Origin of the sequence: Candidatus Acidianus copahuensis, assembly GCF_000632495.1 — an archaeon.
Classification (GTDB): domain Archaea; phylum Thermoproteota; class Thermoprotei_A; order Sulfolobales; family Sulfolobaceae; genus Acidianus; species Acidianus copahuensis.
In genome coordinates this window covers 79273-96349 of the sequence record NZ_JFZT01000017.1, presented here as the reverse complement: position 1 = coordinate 96349, position 17077 = coordinate 79273, and the positions used below count along the sequence as shown (strand labels likewise).

Annotated in this window: 16 protein-coding genes and 1 tRNA gene; 10 read left to right on the top strand and 7 right to left on the bottom strand. The window is 34.8% G+C overall.

Annotated features, from left to right (window positions below; genetic code table 11):
• Positions 1–34 precede the first annotated feature (34 nt).
• Complete coding sequence (locus tag CM19_RS02185; protein ID WP_048098807.1) at positions 35–1225, top strand: thiolase family protein; 1191 nt, start codon at positions 35–37, stop codon at positions 1223–1225.
• Between the two features lie 40 nt (positions 1226–1265).
• Here CM19_RS02185 and CM19_RS02180 read toward each other — a convergent pair whose 3' ends face one another.
• From CM19_RS02180 to CM19_RS02170, 3 genes are all read right to left on the bottom strand, one after another.
• Positions 1266–1694 carry an NUDIX hydrolase gene (locus CM19_RS02180; RefSeq protein WP_048098806.1) on the bottom strand — a complete coding sequence of 143 codons (429 nt, stop codon included), beginning with the start codon at positions 1692–1694 and terminating at the stop codon, positions 1266–1268.
• A 214-nt stretch (positions 1695–1908) separates the two neighbouring features.
• Complete coding sequence (locus CM19_RS02175; protein ID WP_048098805.1) at positions 1909–3093, bottom strand: glycosyltransferase family 2 protein; 1185 nt, start codon at positions 3091–3093, stop codon at positions 1909–1911.
• 83 nt (positions 3094–3176) lie between these two features.
• Entirely contained in the window at positions 3177–3425 is a 249-nt protein-coding gene (locus CM19_RS02170; protein ID WP_048098804.1) for a hypothetical protein, read from the bottom strand.
• A gap of 383 nt (positions 3426–3808) precedes the next feature.
• On the opposite strand from CM19_RS02170, the gene CM19_RS02165 reads away from it, so the two are divergent.
• A tRNA-Lys gene (locus CM19_RS02165) sits at positions 3809–3911 on the top strand.
• A gap of 94 nt (positions 3912–4005) precedes the next feature.
• Here the strand turns inward: CM19_RS02165 and CM19_RS02160 are convergent.
• Positions 4006–4320, bottom strand: coding sequence for a 4Fe-4S dicluster domain-containing protein (locus CM19_RS02160; RefSeq protein ID WP_048098803.1), 315 nt, complete (start codon positions 4318–4320; stop codon positions 4006–4008).
• Positions 4321–4575: 255 nt separating this feature from the next.
• On the opposite strand from CM19_RS02160, the gene CM19_RS02155 reads away from it, so the two are divergent.
• The 6 genes from CM19_RS02155 to hjc all read left to right on the top strand — a co-directional run bounded on the left by CM19_RS02155 (position 4576) and on the right by hjc (position 9501).
• The gene (locus tag CM19_RS02155) at positions 4576–5481 is read left to right on the top strand and encodes an NAD-dependent epimerase/dehydratase family protein (protein ID WP_048098802.1); all 906 of its coding nucleotides are present in this window, start codon (positions 4576–4578) and stop codon (positions 5479–5481) included.
• Positions 5468–5689 (top strand): hypothetical protein, encoded by a 222-nt coding sequence (locus CM19_RS02150; protein ID WP_048098801.1) that lies wholly within the window; start codon positions 5468–5470, stop codon positions 5687–5689. The genes CM19_RS02155 and CM19_RS02150 overlap by 14 nt, the downstream gene beginning before the upstream one ends.
• Positions 5690–6015: 326 nt before the next feature.
• Entirely contained in the window at positions 6016–6633 is a 618-nt protein-coding gene (locus CM19_RS02145; protein ID WP_235185599.1) for a hypothetical protein, read from the top strand.
• Entirely contained in the window at positions 6630–7217 is a 588-nt protein-coding gene (locus CM19_RS02140) for a hypothetical protein (protein ID WP_048098800.1), read from the top strand. The genes CM19_RS02145 and CM19_RS02140 overlap by 4 nt, the downstream gene beginning before the upstream one ends.
• Positions 7178–8290 carry an ATP-binding cassette domain-containing protein gene (locus CM19_RS02135; RefSeq protein WP_048098799.1) on the top strand — a complete coding sequence of 371 codons (1113 nt, stop codon included), beginning with the start codon at positions 7178–7180 and terminating at the stop codon, positions 8288–8290. The genes CM19_RS02140 and CM19_RS02135 overlap by 40 nt, the downstream gene beginning before the upstream one ends.
• 797 nt (positions 8291–9087) lie before the next feature.
• Positions 9088–9501: a Holliday junction resolvase Hjc gene (gene hjc / locus CM19_RS02130; RefSeq protein ID WP_048098798.1), complete on the top strand. Its 414-nt coding sequence runs from the start codon at positions 9088–9090 to the stop codon at positions 9499–9501.
• A gap of 460 nt (positions 9502–9961) precedes the next feature.
• Here hjc and acs read toward each other — a convergent pair whose 3' ends face one another.
• Positions 9962–11923 (bottom strand): acetate--CoA ligase, encoded by a 1962-nt coding sequence (gene acs / locus CM19_RS02125; protein WP_048098797.1) that lies wholly within the window; start codon positions 11921–11923, stop codon positions 9962–9964.
• A gap of 135 nt (positions 11924–12058) precedes the next feature.
• Between acs and tnpA the strand changes: the two genes are divergently transcribed.
• Positions 12059–12487: an IS200/IS605 family transposase gene (gene tnpA, locus CM19_RS02120; RefSeq protein WP_048098796.1), complete on the top strand. Its 429-nt coding sequence runs from the start codon at positions 12059–12061 to the stop codon at positions 12485–12487.
• Here tnpA and CM19_RS02115 read toward each other — a convergent pair whose 3' ends face one another.
• The gene (locus CM19_RS02115; RefSeq protein ID WP_048098795.1) at positions 12488–13567 is read right to left on the bottom strand and encodes a glucose 1-dehydrogenase; all 1080 of its coding nucleotides are present in this window, start codon (positions 13565–13567) and stop codon (positions 12488–12490) included. It lies immediately after the preceding gene.
• 707 nt (positions 13568–14274) lie between these two features.
• On the opposite strand from CM19_RS02115, the gene CM19_RS02110 reads away from it, so the two are divergent.
• Positions 14275–16152, top strand: coding sequence for an APC family permease (locus CM19_RS02110; protein WP_048098794.1), 1878 nt, complete (start codon positions 14275–14277; stop codon positions 16150–16152).
• On the opposite strand, the gene CM19_RS02105 is transcribed toward CM19_RS02110, so the two are convergent.
• Positions 16149–16913 (bottom strand): MBL fold metallo-hydrolase, encoded by a 765-nt coding sequence (locus CM19_RS02105; RefSeq protein WP_048098793.1) that lies wholly within the window; start codon positions 16911–16913, stop codon positions 16149–16151. The genes CM19_RS02110 and CM19_RS02105 overlap by 4 nt on opposite strands.
• Positions 16914–17077: the final 164 nt, after the last annotated feature.

Genomic DNA, 17077 nt, shown 5'->3' with positions numbered 1-17077 from the left:
AAAATTTAAAAGGTATGAAAAAACAGTTATACATATGACTGAAGCATACTTAGTTTCAGCTGTAAGAACTCCTATTGGAAAATTTGGAGGAATGTTTAAAGATGTTCATCCAACGGACTTAGGTTCTATAGTAATAAAAGAAGCTATGAAAAGAGGAGGAATTGAACCGAAAGATGTGGAACTAGTAATTATGGGTAATGTATTAAGGGGAGGTCATGGGCAAGACTTGGCTAGACAAGCTGCAATAAAAGCAGGTGTTCCCTATGAAGTAGATGGATATAGTGTAGATATGGTATGCTCTTCCGGAATGATGAGCGTGATGAATGCTGTTCAAATGGTTAAGAATGGAGACGCTGATGTTGTCGTTGCCGGAGGTATGGAGAGTATGAGTCAAGCATCTTTAGCTCTTCCACCTTCTGTTAGATGGGGAGTGAAATCACTCATGGGAAAAGCTCTTGAATTTACTGACACAATGCTCTACGATGGTCTGACTGATCCGTTAAACTTGAAGCTTATGGGAGAAGAAGCAGATATGGTTGTAAGGTCTCATAATTTCTCTAGGCAAGAACTTGACGAAGTTGCTTATCAGAGTCATAAAAGGTCAGCTGAAGCTACAGAGAAAGGATTAGTGAAGTCTGAGATTACTCCAGTAGAGGTAAACGGAAAAATGCTAGATAAAGATGAAGGAATAAGGTGGGATACAACGCCAGAAAAGCTTGCACAATTAAAGCCTGCCTTCTCCAAGGATGGATTTCATACTGCCGGGAATTCCTCACAAATATCAGATGGAGCATCAGCAATGGTTATCATGAGTCAGAACGCGGTAAAAAAATATGGAGTGGAGCCCCTAGCGAGAGTTATGGGATTTTCATGGGTAGGAATAGAGAGCTGGAAATTTACAGAGGCTCCAATATTTGCGGTGAAAAAATTATTAAAGAAACTTAACATGGAGATAACGCAATTTGATTACTTTGAAAACAATGAGGCTTTTGCAGTTAACAGCGTGCTAGCTAATAGGTATTTAGGTATACCTTACGATAAACTTAATGTCTTTGGAGGTGCTATAGCTATTGGCCACCCAATAGGGGCCAGTGGTGCCAGAATAATCACCACACTTATAAATGTCATGTCAAAAATGGACGGAAAACGAGGAATCGCAAGTATATGTCATGGTACGGGAGGATCTACAGCCATAGCGATAGAGCTCTTAAGAAATTTAGATTAGATAATAGCAATCAATCTAAATTTTCTACTAATATTCTTAATTAGATAATATTAAATCCTTGGCTTAAAAAATCTTTAAGTATTCTATAGGTCATACCCCAAATTCTAAACCCGTTTAAGAAGTAGCATTCTTTATCTTCATTAAGTTGCTCAGGTTTAGCCCAAAAGTACATAGATACCTCATCGTCCATTATAATATCCATCTTTTCGCTTTTTCCTAAAAAAGCAGCAACCTTTAACTGCTTATTATTTGGCGAGTAATAACCTAGAAATCTAACTAGTTTAGGTTCTATGCCAACTTCTTCTTTACATTCTCTGATTGCTGTCTCTTCACACGTCTCTCCTTTTTTTCTGTGACCTCCTGGAAGAGCCATGTCTCCACTCCATGGATCTCCCTCTCTTTCGGCTCTTTTTATGAGTAGAAATCTACCTTCGTTAAAAATTAAGACCACAGATGCGTCACACTCCATACAATATTATATATAACTGTTATCTTAAATATGATATTCTATCTACACTTCACTAATTCTATCTCTTTAAACCTTGGACAGATAATTGAAAAGACGTAGTAATTATATTCTCAATACCTCCAGGGACAAACATAAAGAGCGAGGCTTTCTGTTGTAATGTAGAAATTATTATTTTCCTCTTTTAAGGAAAAAAATCCTGATTTTTAGTAAAAAACTAACGATCGTTAATCCTTACCGTAACGTTTCCAGTTCTATCAGTCTTTACCCAAGTTCTTGGAAATCTTAACATTTCTAAAAATATTGCTATAACGTTTAAGACGACTACCATATTCATATAAATTAAAGATAAAATTGGATAAAATAGTTCGATCATATGTCTTCTGGATATCATTATTCCTAATAATAAAGATAAAAAAGATGCGAGCGATATTAGACTTATTACAACAAAATAGAACTGAGATGGATAAACTAATGCTAAAGAATAATTTACAAGATTCAAGGCCATAAATATAGGAGTAGCCACAATCAACATAGCATCTATAAAAGCCCAATTCATGCCTAATTTTTTTACCTTTAACGTTACCTCAAAATGTCCTCTATACCATCTGAGCCTCTGCTTAACTAAAGCCTTCAGCGATACCGGCACTTCACGCCAGACAGAAACTGAAGGAGAATAAGTAATTATATACCCAGAGGATACTATCTTTAGACTTAGATCTAGATCTTCTGTTAAAGAGTTTTCATTCCAACCTCCTAACTCATCTAAAACTGAACGCCTTACAAAAGTACAAGTTCCCTCTAAGGGTACAAAAAAGCCTAATTTAGCCCTGCCAGCTATCGAGTACTCATAAAACAACTCTTCAAGAGATGCAAATCTTGCCATTACACTTTCCCTTATATTTATTGGTACCAATTTACCTTGAACCCCAGCAACCTTATTATTCATAAACTTTGTAGAGACATACGATAAAGTATCTAATCTTGGTACAGTATCAGCATCAAAAATACCTATTATTTCCCCTTTAGCTAATCTAATTGCTTGATTTAGAGCTCTACTCTTTCCATTGACTACCCTTGACGGTTCAAGATGAATGCATCTCACATTATCATACTTTGATTCATATGACTTACAAACGTTTAGTGTATCATCCTTAGATCCATCTTCAACTACGAGAACTTCATATTTAGATCTGTCGTACTCCTGGTTCTCAAGCCTGTCTAAAAGACGACCAAGTACTTTTCCTTCATTCTTAGCAGGAACAACAATAGAAAAAGAATGGCCTGAGGTAGTTTTGTATTCCTGCTCATTCCATCTTACGCCTACTATAGCAAGGAACGAATTATATACACTCCATGACGATACTAGTGCACTTATTGCCAATAGGATTTCATCTAGCACAGAAAAAATGATCAAAAAATAAATAAATGCTTTATGAATATGGACTGATCTTTTAATACGGACAAAATCTGCTTAAATTACATTCAAAGCTTTAGGGACATTATTTCTCTTATATTTTGAGAAAAATCTCTTCTAATTAACTCTAGATCAACTTTGGCTCTTCTAATTCCATAATTACTTCTTCTTTCTATCATCTTTCCTATTCCATAGATAGCTAGACCAGATACGGTAGTTATGTGAAGAGGATCATCAAGCCCAGCAAATATAAACCTTCCAACTTGCTGTACCATTTTTCCCTTTGGTTCATAATCCCCCAAAATTTCTTTTAACATCAATAAAATATTGGACTTTTTCAATTTAAGATTAAGAGTATAATATACGTTCTGCTCTAAATCTTATCTTCCTTTAATATTACTCTTGACACGTTTAAGAAGATACTTTCTACTTACCAAAAAGGTATATCTATAGAAGAAAGGTCTTTTCCTTAATACATAAATCCTTGACCTATAACCCATATCTTATATCTAACAAAGCAAAATATATATTCCTAGATTAGGAATTCGTACACTAATTTACTTATGTGCAAGATAGCAGTATTATGGGAGACCATCTTCAATAGCGTATTTTTATTCGTTTCGTCTAACTAGAAGAATAGGAAGAACTTAATGAGTTATTTCAGAAAATTTTTTTAAATGATGCAGAATGTATTTGTTGTGGGCCCGTAGCTCAGCCAGGAAGAGCGGTGGGCTTTTAACTGCAGTCCGTGCATATAGGAAGCCACCCATAGGTCCCGGGTCCGAATCCCGGCGGGCCCGCCACACTTCCTTATAATTATAAGAGAACAAGAGATTAATTGAGATAAACTTGTCCATTAAAAATATACGGATTTAAAAAATTTTAATATTAAAAAGATTATGGAGGCTTAACGTCTATACATGCTACTGGGCATACGTTAACACATGCCATACAGAATATACATGCCTGTTCATTTATTGGATCAGCCTTCTTCTCTGAAGCTGGATGTCCAGGTGTATCATACCATTGAAATACATTAACTGGACATGCAGTTATGCATGAACCGTCCGCTATACATAGGTCAAAATCTACACCAACAATAGTTCCGTGTATGCCAAGAACTTTCGGTGGTTCTACTGGACCATAGACCTTATGTCCTTCATGTTCCCCTACAACCTGTTTAGACGTTCTAAAGTTTGGATCTATTCCCATCCACTCACCAGCTTTAATTTATTTCTTTAGTAAAAGAACTCTCCCCCGAATATCTTCGGTAATATTTTCCATGTTTTTATATCTCTTTTAGTGTACTAAGTACATAAAATTAATATTATAAGGATAATTAACAATTTCTAGTATAATATTTTCTAAAGTTTGAACTAACTAATTCGTTCCATAAGAAGAGAAACCTTAGCGTTAATTTATGCTATAGAAAATCTCATTATATCTTTTCGTGTTATTTACTTCTTAATGGTAATGATCGTTACAGGAGGAGCAGGATATATTGGTGGACATGTCATAGATCATTTTGTAGAAATAGGAGAAGATGTATTATCTATAGACGATTTTAGCTATGGAAAATATATCAATCAAAAGTCAAGAGTAATAAGAGCAGATTTAAGAAGAGAAATCCCAGAAATACCTAAGAATTCAACAATTCTCCATCTAGCTGCAAACCCAGATGTAAGAACCTCTATGCAAGACTTAGAAGATCACTTTGATAGAGATGTAAAAATTACATTAAATGTACTAGAAATGGCAAGAAAGTACGATGCCAATAAATTCATATTTTTTTCATCATCCACAGTTTACGGAGAAGCTAAGATACCAACACCAGAGAATACTCAACTTTCTCCAATTTCTAACTACGGGTTATTCAAACTAATTGGCGAAGAAATGACTCATTATTATTCTAATGTCTATAATATAAATTCTGTGTCATTAAGGTTAGCAAATATAACTGGAGGTAGAGTGTCTCATGGAGTTGTTATTGATTTTATTAAGAAGCTTAAAAAAAATCCTGAAACTCTTGAAATATTAGGTAATGGAAAACAGAGAAAAAGTTACTTATATATTACAGACCTTTTAAACGCCGTAGACACAGTAATAAAATTCAAAGGAAAATATGAAGTCTTTAACGTAGGTAATAATGATTGGACTACTGTAAATGAAATAGCTAATATAATAGAGGAAGAAATGGCAGTTAAACCGAAGCATGTTTATATAGATACGGGAGAAGGAAGAGGATGGCCAGGTGATGTAAGATTTATGTTACTCGATTGCTCAAAGCTAAACTCATTAGGTTGGATACCAAAATATTCTTCTAATGATTCAGTAAGAATGGCTGTAAGGGATGTCCTAAATGCTAAAGTATAAGGTAATCGGCATAGCACTAATACTGTTTTCTATAATAATTATAATAATGTCATTTGAAATATTTTTCATGAATCTAAAAATAAATATATTTGGAACAGATTTATCCTCATATTTAATTAAAATAATAAATTTTATTATAATAATGGTTTTCTTCTCTTTCTTGGCCTACGTAGGATATCTAATGACTTTCAGAGTAGAAGAAAGTTAACTACTAAGGAATTACTAATTAAGAGAGATTTTAACGTATTTATAAGGAATCTATTTAATTATTATTGATTTTTTGTTACTGTTGATAGTAGTTTCACTTAAGCTATAATTATAATATCCTTAAAAAACGAAATAATAATATAAATGTTAGATAAGGATACTCTTAAAACTACCTGCTAAAAATCCAATAAATTGCAAGGCTCTCAGACGTAACTTTCCATTGATTTCAGAAGATAAATTATTATATTGTCTTTAATAAATTCTTTTTGCTTCCTTAATGACTAAATTCTAGAACTCTTTATTTTTTGGGTTTTACTATAGAGTCTTATGAGTAGAAGAACAATAATCTATGCTGTAATTTTCTCTGTCGCATCCTATGCAGTGGCTGCCGGATTAGCACTAGCATTTGCTGCTTACGCTATAAGCGTTTTCACTGATCCAATTGTTACATTAACAATTCCTCTAATAATTATTTCAATAGGCGTACAAGCAATAAATAAGAAAAACGGGCCTCTTCTAATACTACTTATAAGTGCATTACTATATCTTGTCTCCGGACTCATATTTCTAGTCCCTACATTTATGATAGCAGGAATAGTAGTTGAACTTGTTTCAAGGTTGATTGGATATAGGAGTTTTAAGGCCGTGATGATAAACACGATCCTAGCTGGGAGTTTAGCAGGTATTTTTAGCGTCGTTTTTGGAGTTTTATTTATACCTCCCAAGGCACTTCCATTCTCCACATTTGTTATTCTCCTCTCTGCATTTTCCGGGATTTATTTAGTAGAAAGTACAATAATGGGTGGTATATCGTATTATCTTGGTTCCTACTTAATTAAATCAGGAGTAATAAAAGATGTAGGAGAAAAAAAAGAAGAAAATCCTAAAAAAGAAAATAAAAGCTCGTTTAGTATGAAAGAAAATAATGAAAGTGAAAAGAAATGAAAACATCTTTTTTATATTCTATGATTTTTTCTATTTTTATAGTTTTATCAACGTACATATCTCTGGGAATTTATGCAATGATTTTGACCATAGTCCTTCTGAGAAGGAAGACAATGATAATTACAGAGGTTATCATAGCCACAATATCTATGATCCTACTTATCTACGCTGGAAAACCCTACCTCTACGTTTTTACTGTTAGAGCTCTAACATACATTAATCTTTACTTTATAGTTTCTTCAATGGTAGACAAGTCAACTATCCTCGATCTTTTAGGTGAAAAGGGGGTACCTGTAGTTATTGCTCTTTCTTATTATCCGTACTTTTACTCTCTTTCTACCGAAGTGGCATTCTACGCGAGATCAAGAGGTATACGATTCAACGTTTTAAAGCTTAGTAGACCAATTCTCGTTGAAATGGTAAAAGTGGCAGAAAACCTTTACGTAGCATACACTGTTAAGCTATTTGGAAAGTACTCTTGGCAAAGAAAATTAAAGCCCAATATATCTGATTCAATTTTAATTGTTTTGGGGGTTCTCATAATTTGCTTGTCATTACTGCTAAAATTCCCTCTGGTAGGATAGAGGTAGAAGAAGGAGAGATAGTTGGTCTACTAGGTAAAAATGGAAGTGGAAAAACCACAATACTGCGTTCGATATTGTGTGAATCTGATAATACAGTAGAAATAGACAGCTCAAACTTCTGTGCCAAAGCAGATTATTCAAAGGTCTCTATTGTTTTACAAGAACCGTACTCTCAGATCCTTGGTGAGACAGTTAAGGAAGAAATAAAAATCATTCGTAGATTTCATGAGGTAAATGAGGAGATAGCTAAGAAAATAATGGGTGATTATTATGATAAGAACTTCTTTAAATTATCCGATGGATTCAAGCGAAGATTTTCTATAGCTACCATTCTAGCATCTTGTCCCAAATATGTACTCTTAGATGAGCCATTCGCTAACCTTGATCAGATGGCGGTAAAAGAAGTTAAAGAAGTAATTCCTAAGAGATCTATAATTGCTGAACATAGGACAAAGGAACTTCGAGATATAGTAGATAGAATCTATATAATATCAGATGGAGAAATACGAGAAGAGGGCAAAGAAAAACTTACTGACTTTGATTTTCTCAAGAAGGAAGGTCTACGAGGATTCCCGATACAAAGGGAAGAAAGTAAGTTAGGAGAGGAAATAATTAACATCAATACCGAAAAGACGAATATAAGAGTTAGAGAAGGAGAGGTATTCTGTCTTGTAGGAAGAAACGGCGTAGGCAAGACAACTACGTTAAGGAAGTTAGTAGGTAAAGTGTATGTTGTGTTCCAAAATCCAGATCTACAGTTCTTTTTCCCTACAGTTCTGGAAGAGGTAAAGGATAGAGGAGTATTAGATCTTTTCGGAATCAGAGATTTGGCTGAAAGAAGCCCATATACCCTTAGCTATGGACAGAAGATGAGAGTTTTAATAGCCGCTGCATATGCGTCTAAGAAAAGGGTTATTGCATTAGATGAACCAAGCGTAGGAATGGATGGAGAAGCCTTAGTTTCCTTTGTGAAGATGATAAAGTTACTCAGAGAGGAAAAGAGAGGAATTATAATAGCTACACATGACGAAGATATAATTAGTATATGTGATAAAATAATTACATTAAGTTAAAAGCAACACAGCAATCTTTTTGGATTATCAACCGAGGATGAGGTTAATAGATAAAGTTACTCCAGTCAATACATAAAATAATGTATGATTGGATAGATCTGATGAACCGTATCCAGTCAGATATTAAAGTTGAGTAAAAATAGATGATCCTCAGACTTGTTCTGATCTATTCTTGCCTTTTTCGTTGAACTTTTTTTATGTTTAATCTCTAATTCCAGAAGATCTATTGATGTCCCTTATTGCTTTGTAGTAATAAAATTGGGGTTTGGGTTTTACGGACACTTATTGCCCTAGAACTCTTAGACTTCACCACGTTCTGAACAAAGATCATCGTCATGATTCATTAGCGGGCTAATCCAACCTACACCATCGAAGCTGTGGGAAACCGCACATCCTTAGTTCCTCCCTTACTCTTTTACAGTCTCTTCTTTGGGTATACCTTACCCACATCGGGGACAAGTTAATATTGTGTTTTTAAAATATGGGCATTTTGAAAAGGAGGAATATAATAAAATATGTAAACAGTTTAAGCGAAACTGCTTTCAAAGGCATTCTAAGTCAGATCCTTGCTACAAATATGGGAGTGTTCCTCTTGTCAATAGTTAATAGGAGACAGTCTCCCTATATTTCTTTATAGCACCAAGGGGGAACTCCTTAGATCTTGTGGGAGCTGACTTCCTTTACCTTAGCATAGCAACAGTTTGATATAAAGTAGGACGCCCAGATTAAAAGAGCAGAGTGTCCTATAGACAAAGCGCAATCTATCTTAAATAATATAATCTAAGTAACAAAAATCTATGAATAAAGACATAGGGAGAAGGGCAGAGAGAGAACTTGTAAATATTCTTAGAAATTATGGATTTAAATCTGTTAGAATTCCTACATCTAATTCTTCATCAAATCCTTTACCTGATGTATTCGCAATATATGGAAAAAACCTTCTTTCAATTGAAGTAAAGAGTACCTGGGAGAAAAAAGTAAAAGTAAAAGAATTACAGATAAAGAAAATAATTGATTTTATTACCATGTTCCCATTAAAGGGAAGAGCCCTTATTGTAGTTAAATTCAAAGGCAGAGAGTGGAAAGTGACTGAAGTAGAAACAGTTAACGATATTGTTGTATCTGAGGAAAACTCTATTCCTCTCCATGAATATATACTAAGGATAATTAACGTAGAACTTACATCAAGAGAAAGTGTAGTTATGACCTAACAGATTTCAAAGAAAAATATAGGGAGCTTGCCCTCAATTCCTTGCATAGCATTTTCTCAACCTTTTCCTAAAGATGTTTATACCCTGAAGGTTACAAGAGAAGTAAATGTGAACTACATGCGCTGAAGTGTGAGGTTCCTGCCTCATCGTTAATCCTAGCCTTGGTTTCAACCAAGGTAGATGGGTAACTCCACATGCACTAAGGTGACTCCCAGCGGGGAAAAACGTTAAGAGAACCAACTAAATTAAGGTCTGAATGAAACCACAGATTTAACAAGCAAAGTCCTCTGTGAGGAATCCCACTTTTCGCGTAACTCCGACTTGGACAAGCCCTAGAAGTGTAGGCTAGGTTAGTACTTTGTTAATCCTACTTTATCATCCTAGCCTTAAAAGGCGAAGTTTTCAGTTATAAACGGAAATCATTTTGTTCAATATAGCAATATTTATATAAGGAAATTTACTAGCTCTTTAACTCCTTCTTTAACTCATCTACTGCCTTCTTTATCTCATCCATAGATGCCTCATCTTCCATTGTTGAAATATCGCCCGTATTCGAGCCTGTTAAAACGGCTCTAATTACTCTCCTCATTATCTTTCCAGATCTTGTTTTAGGTAACTTCTCAACAAAATGAATCTGTGGTGAAACTATTGACCCCATTATCTTTTTAACGTGAGATTGAATTTCCTTAGCCATAGCATCAGATTGTTGATATCCTTGTTTCAATACAACAAATGCGTGAACTTCTTCTCCTTTTATCGGATCTGGAACACCTATAACTGCAGCTTCAGCGACTGAAGGATAGGAGGTTATTGCAGATTCCACTTCTCCAGCTCCAATTCTATGAGCGGCTACCTTGATTGTTTCATCAGCCCTCCCCAACACGAATATGTATCCATCTTCATCGATCATTGCATAGTCCCCTGGATAGTATAAGCCGGCAAACTTTCCGAAATATGTCTTCTTCAGTCTTTCGCTGTTTACATCATTCCACATTCCCATCATCATATTTGGAGGAAATGGCGGTCTCATAACTAAGTATCCTCTTTCTTTTGGCTTAGCTAAATTTCCATTATCGTCAAGAACTTCTATTATATTCCCTGGTAGTGGGAATCCTGAAGCGGGGCCAGACTTCATGGGTAAGTATACCAGGCCAGGAATATATCCAAGGTTAGGAGCACCAGTTTCTGTTTGCCACCATTGATGAGACATAAACACCTTACCTTCACCAATAACTTCCAATCCCCACTTCCATGGAGCATAGTTTAAGACTTCTCCATTAGTCACAATTATTCTTAATGAGGATAAATCATGAGACTTGACGTAATCGTCCCCATATTTCATAAAATACCGAAGAGCTGTTGCAGAAGTTCCAAAAGTGGTCGCTCTGTATCTCTCTATAATTTCAGCCCACTTATCGGGATACGGATAGTCTGGAGCACTCTCGTAAATGACTATTGTCCTTCCCATAACAAGAGGAGCATATGTGATATATGAGTGCCCAACAATCCAGCCTATATCTGATGTATTGAATAATACATCATTCTCTTGGGATAAACCATAGCTCCAAAGCAGCATTAATGAAGTTCCAGTTATATATCCTCCTGTAGAGTGTACTATTCCTTTTGGCTTTCCAGTAGTACCAGAAGTATATAGAATGAATAGAGGATGGCTTGATTCCACTTCCACTGGCTCAATATACTTAAACTTCCCAACTTCTTCCAGGAAAACGTCTCTCCCTTCTCTTACTGGAACCTCTACTCCTAGCCTCCTAAAGATAAGGACATGTGATACAGGTGATCTACTCCCTAAAATGTCCAATGACTCATCTACTGTCTTTTTGAGATCTACTACTTTTCCCCTTCTCATATAAGCGTCAGCGGTTATTACAAGTTTTGACCCCGCATCCTCAATCCTGTCAGCTAAGGCTTGAGATCCAAAACCTGCAAATACAACACTGTGGATTGCTCCTATCCTTGCACAAGCTAACATAGCGAAAATCCCCTCTGGGGTTAATGGCATATAAATTGTTACTCTATCATTTTTTGTTATACCTAATTCCTTTAACGCATTAGCCCATTTATTCACTTCATAAAATAAGTCTTGATATGTGACTGTCCTTCTCTCTCCTCTTTCGCTTTCCCAAACTATTGCAGCCTTAAACTTAGCGTTTCCTCTTGTATGCCTATCTACAGCGTTAAAAGATGCATTGAGCTTACCTCCTACAAACCATTTAGTGATCAGGTCGTCTTGCGTTATTGTCTGCTCCCAAGGCTTAAACCATGAAATTAGGCTGGATGCATATTCTTCCCAAAATTTTGCTGGTTCGCTTACACTTTTTTTATAAAGATATTTATAATACCTTAAATTATAATCAACTTTCTCCTCTAGATTCTGTTGCCCCTCTTGGAATTCCTGTGACATCTCAAACCATATAAGTATACTTATATTATACTAAAAAGTGTTACTCACTCACTATAGTTTAGATAGAGAACTACACTATATTAAAATTCATAGTAAACAGTTGAATATTTAATTTTTAGAACACTCTAAAGTATAATGAGACTAAGGAATAGTAGACACTCCACTTATTTATGTAATTATCATTTTGTCTGGACAACGTATAAGGTAAAGGAAATAGTAGACGAGGGCATTTCAGAATATATTAGCGACGTTATAAAGAATATATGTAAAGAGCTAGAATGCGAATTAATAGATCTTAAAATAGAAAAGAATAAAATTAATCTAATTGTCTCATGTCCACCAAGACTTGCACCTTCTTACATGGCAAATTATTTTAAGGGAAAATCTGCAAGAATTATTCTAAAGAAATTCCCTGAATTAAGAGAAGTGATGGGGGGTAAACTGTGGTCGCGAGACTATTTAGTTGCGACCATTGGTGAAGTCACTGATAATATAATATCGGAATTTGTTAATTCTCAAATGAAGAAGTCTAAGATAGTAGAAGATAAAGAAAAAGAGGATTAACTACCATTCAATTACAGATTTTATTTCACCACTGGGTTTTTCTAGAAGAATTTTTGATGCTTCTTCTGGTTTTACCCTAGTAGTTATCATGGAACTAAGTGCGTCACCATACTTTTCCTTCCACATTGTAAGATAATTTATTGCTTCCTTAAAGTCTAGCTTATTTGCATTTACGCTACCAAATAAAGCAATATTATTCTCTACGAAGAAAGTTATAAGGTCTGCATCTATTTGTGTCTTGTCTCCAGACTGCGTTCCAAACAGTATTAACGCAGAATTCTTATTCATTTTATTTAATAAAGGTATAAAGGCAGATGGAAATCCAGAAGTGTCCGCTATTACATCAACCTTAGGGAGGTCGCTTAATCCTTTAGACGTGTTTATAAAAGTTGCGTTAATCTTCCTAGATATATATTCCTCTTTGGGAGAAGGGTCTCTTCTATTAAGTAAATAAACATTAAATCCAAAGGTCTTCAACATTAAAGAAAAGAAAATTCCTATTGGTCCCGTTCCAATAACAAAAGCGTTCCTACAGCTATAAGCTCCGTCTTCACAGTTCCAGATCATTCTTCTTTGGACTTGAAATAGCTCATCAATTGCTTTTACTACATTAGATAATGGTTCAGTTAGTACTCCTATGTCCTTTATGGCCTCAGGAACTTTAACTAGGTAAGCCTCGTCATCAACAAATTCTTCTCTCATAAAACCATTTTTTCCCCTTATTCCGGCCTCTACGAACTTACCAGTTTCGCAAAAGTCCGATCTGCCTACCTTACAGTTTAGACACTCACCACAGCCCCGTCTTACTATTGGTACAACATAATCTCCCTTCCTAAATGATACAACATTATCCCCTACTTCCTTTACCATACCAATCGCCTCATGTCCTAAAATAAGTTCCGAAAATCCGTCTTGAGGTCTAGAAAAACTAAGTTTAGATGAAACTATTCCACGATCTGTACCACAAATGCCGTTATATAATGTTTTAATCATGACCTGATGATCACCAAGTTTTTCCCTTAAATCATAATCCTTAAGCTCAAATCCTTTTGTTCCAGGCTTTACGACAATTGCTTTCATAATATTAACCTGGACACTAAGTATTAAAAATAGCTCACAATGAAGAATTAGAGTATACTCTCTTAATCTCTTAGTTAAGGTTTACTGTTCCATCTTACAAACCGATCGTTAAAATGATAGAAAATAATTGCTTAATTCATGAAAATTAGTTTTTTAAGAAAATCTATTTTATTATTTGTATAATAGCTCAAATAATAAGAATACCAGAAACTTGTAGATTTGCGTGTTCAATTATGGAAAATTCTCTAGGTCTAATAGAGCGATCTAATGGTGAAATATCACGACCTTTAGGTTAGAACTTTCTAGTTCAAATTGAGACTAGTCTCCTATAACTACCGCGAAGATGTCTCTGTGAGACCATTTAAGCTTGGAAAGGCAAAAAATTTATTGATATTGATAAATTAAATAAAACAATATTATCATTATTTTATAACTCTATACTCAAAATTATATACTTTACAATTTAATTAGGTCCTTATCTATTTGAGCACTTTAAGTGCAGGATCGTAAAATATGGAGCTTTTTATTGTAAAATATCCATTTTACATCCTCTATATATATCTAAACAATGATATTATAAAAAGTAAATAATTTATCATTTACTTTATCCTCTTTATACAGAAGTTTGCCTAAGATATATACAATGATAAAATATAATGTGTGGATAAACGAAAGATTTTTAAATACTTCATGAAATTGATTTAAATATGGCTGATAGATCACCAGAAATGAAAGATCTAGGGGAATCTTCAGATAAGCAATTAAGGAGATCCTTAGGAAAATGGGAACTTCTGTTTCTATCACTAGGAGGAGTTATAGGATCTGGTTGGCTTTTCGGTTCATTATATACAGCTGCATATGCAGGGGGTTCCGGAGTACTTTCTTGGATAATTGCTGGAATTCTAATAATATTTATTGCGTTGGCATATGCAGAAATCTCATCAGCAATTCCTAAGACAGGTGGAATCGTAAGATATCCTCACTATACGCATGGAGGAATAGTAGGCTATATTATAACATGGGACTATTTCTTATCTGCAGCATCAGTACCGGCAATAGAAGCTACTGCAAGTATAACCTATTTGGCTGCATTAGTTCCAGGATTGACATACCCTAATGGCGTGCTTACTCCATTAGGAATTTTTGGGGCGTATCTTTTATTGATATTTTTCTTCTTTTTACAATATATAGGAGTTAATATAATGGGAAAAGTAACTCACTTCGCCGGATGGTGGAAATTAGTAATACCTTCAATAACTGTTATAATATTTTTAGCTTTCTATTTTCACCCTACAAACTTTAGTCTAGGTGGAGGATTCTTCCCATCAGCTAATATGAACGCCTCTGGACTCAGTGGATTTGCCCCGGTCCTTTTTGCCATACCCGTTACTGGAGTAATTTTCTCTTATTTAGGATTTAGACAGGCAATAGAGTACGGCGGTGAGGGAAAGAATCCAAAAAAGGACATACCCTTTGCAGTATTGGGATCTTTAATAATCGGAATTATTATATATACATTGCTTCAAGTAGCATTCACTGGGGGAATAAACTGGGCCATAGTGAGAGTCAATAATGCAACTGTGATTCCAGGAAATTGGACGGCACTTGGTGAATCTAACTTAGTTCAAGGACCTTTCTACGAGTTGCTAACTAAATCAAGCGTTATAGGACCGATACTTGCCTTATTCTCCATATGGAGTTTAATACTCCTTATTGATGCCGTTATTTCACCTAGTGGAACTGGTTGGATATATACTGGAACTGCAGGACGAACATTATATGGTTTCGCCTCTAACGGATACATACCAGAGCTATTTCTGAAAGTAGGGAAAACAAAAGTTCCCATATTTTCCTTGATAGCTGGAACAATTGTTGCAGCACTGTTCATGCTTCCTTTCCCATCTTGGGAGTCGCTTGTAGGATTCATATCACTAGCAACAGTATTTACATATATAATGGGAGGTATAGGATTAGCAACTCTTAGAAGAACTGCCCCAGATTTAAAAAGAAACTATAAAGTGAAAGGTGCTGCAATCATTGCACCGCTAGCTACATTAGCAGCGGGCTTAATAGTGTATTGGGCTGGATTTCCCACATTATTTTACGTAATTACTGCGATATTTCTTGGACTTCCTCTGTTTTTTGGATATTATGCAATAAGACTAGGTATGCCGAAAAATATAAGCTATCTGTTAGGTATACTAGACCTGGCAATTACATTAGCAGTTGCATTCTTCTTTGATATAGGAACGTCTGGTCTCTCTGCTGCAAACAATATTGCATTATTAATTTATCTATTAATTATGGGATCTTTAATTGCATTTAATATTCTTATGTTAAATATTTATTCAAAGATTGATACTGTTAAGAGAGAGATAAAAGCAAGTTACTGGCTTTTAGTATTTATTTTTGTGATATTTATTCTGTCATATTTCGGATCTCTTGGTCCTATGCCAATAATAGCTTTTCCATGGGATATTTTAGTTGCTGCTATTGCCATACTAATATTTCACTATATTGCTACCATTTCTGGGTTTAGGACGGATACAATAGAAGATATAATAGAAAGAACAAAAGAGATCTAATTTTTCTTCCTTCTTTTTTCCTCTAATTCAGTATAGTTTATGTCTAAATGTTTTTCAAGGATAGATTCTGCTATTCCACCTATTTCTATCTTTGGCTTTTTACCATTTTCTAGGATTTTCATAACTTCTTCCAGATGACTAGATTGTACAAAACCTCCATGAGACAGCCCAATTAGTCTTGGTCTTAATGAAAGCTGTAGAGAAAGGCTTCTCCTATATTCTTGAAGATCTAGTGGTGGAGGGGTAGTAACATAAGGAACACCGTTATATCTTCCACCTACTGAGTCTCCACTATATAGAACACCGTCTACAAAAACCGATATGTGATGTCTAGAGTGACCTGGCGTAGATATTATTTCCATTGTATTATTGCCAATCTTGATCTTTTCTCCTCCTTTTACTTCTAAGTATTCCCCTTTAACAGGGTTTACTTCTCCATATATGTCAACCAAGTCTCCTAGAACTTTTCTAGCATCATCGTTTATTTTTCTTGGTTCCTCCAAGAATTTTGTATATCCTTCTTTAATTATGATCTTAGGCTTATAATTAGATATAATGTCTGGGAGAAGGCCTATATGATCTAGGTGAATATGAGTTAAGACAATATAATCTATTTTGTCTAAAAAACTCACATCCATTACACTATTAGCGACTCCTGCATCTATCATTACAGTTTTCTCATCACATATAACAAACGAGTAAACTAACTCTGGGAACTCTACTGGCCCAGCTGGAACTTCATGAATCCCTTTACATGGCATATCCAATAATACTCAATAAGGTTTAAAAGATGTTCGGAAATTCAACGATTTTCACTGACATAACAAGATAATTAAGTTTCTTTATAATTTTATAGTTAGAAATTAAAAAACTATAAACTGTTGGTATTAACATTGTTAATGGACTAAACATATTATAGCATGAC

Bases quoted from the DNA above. Each gene is read 5' to 3' on its own strand.
- CM19_RS02185 (WP_048098807.1), top strand. From the start codon at position 35: ATGACTGAAGCATACTTAGTTTCAGCTGTAAGAACTCCTATTGGAAAA.
- CM19_RS02180 (WP_048098806.1), bottom strand. From the start codon at position 1,694: ATGGAGTGTGACGCATCTGTGGTCTTAATTTTTAACGAAGGTAGATTT.
- CM19_RS02170 (WP_048098804.1), bottom strand. From the start codon at position 3,425: ATGTTAAAAGAAATTTTGGGGGATTATGAACCAAAGGGAAAAATGGTA.
- CM19_RS02160 (WP_048098803.1), bottom strand. From the start codon at position 4,320: ATGGGAATAGATCCAAACTTTAGAACGTCTAAACAGGTTGTAGGGGAA.
- CM19_RS02155 (WP_048098802.1), top strand. From the start codon at position 4,576: ATGGTAATGATCGTTACAGGAGGAGCAGGATATATTGGTGGACATGTC.
- CM19_RS02150 (WP_048098801.1), top strand. From the start codon at position 5,468: ATGCTAAAGTATAAGGTAATCGGCATAGCACTAATACTGTTTTCTATA.
- CM19_RS02145 (WP_235185599.1), top strand. From the start codon at position 6,016: ATGAGTAGAAGAACAATAATCTATGCTGTAATTTTCTCTGTCGCATCC.
- CM19_RS02140 (WP_048098800.1), top strand. From the start codon at position 6,630: ATGAAAACATCTTTTTTATATTCTATGATTTTTTCTATTTTTATAGTT.
- hjc (WP_048098798.1), top strand. From the start codon at position 9,088: ATGAATAAAGACATAGGGAGAAGGGCAGAGAGAGAACTTGTAAATATT.
- acs (WP_048098797.1), bottom strand. From the start codon at position 11,923: ATGTCACAGGAATTCCAAGAGGGGCAACAGAATCTAGAGGAGAAAGTT.
- tnpA (WP_048098796.1), top strand. From the start codon at position 12,059: ATGAGACTAAGGAATAGTAGACACTCCACTTATTTATGTAATTATCAT.
- CM19_RS02115 (WP_048098795.1), bottom strand. From the start codon at position 13,567: ATGAAAGCAATTGTCGTAAAGCCTGGAACAAAAGGATTTGAGCTTAAG.
- CM19_RS02110 (WP_048098794.1), top strand. From the start codon at position 14,275: ATGGCTGATAGATCACCAGAAATGAAAGATCTAGGGGAATCTTCAGAT.
- CM19_RS02105 (WP_048098793.1), bottom strand. From the start codon at position 16,913: ATGCCATGTAAAGGGATTCATGAAGTTCCAGCTGGGCCAGTAGAGTTC.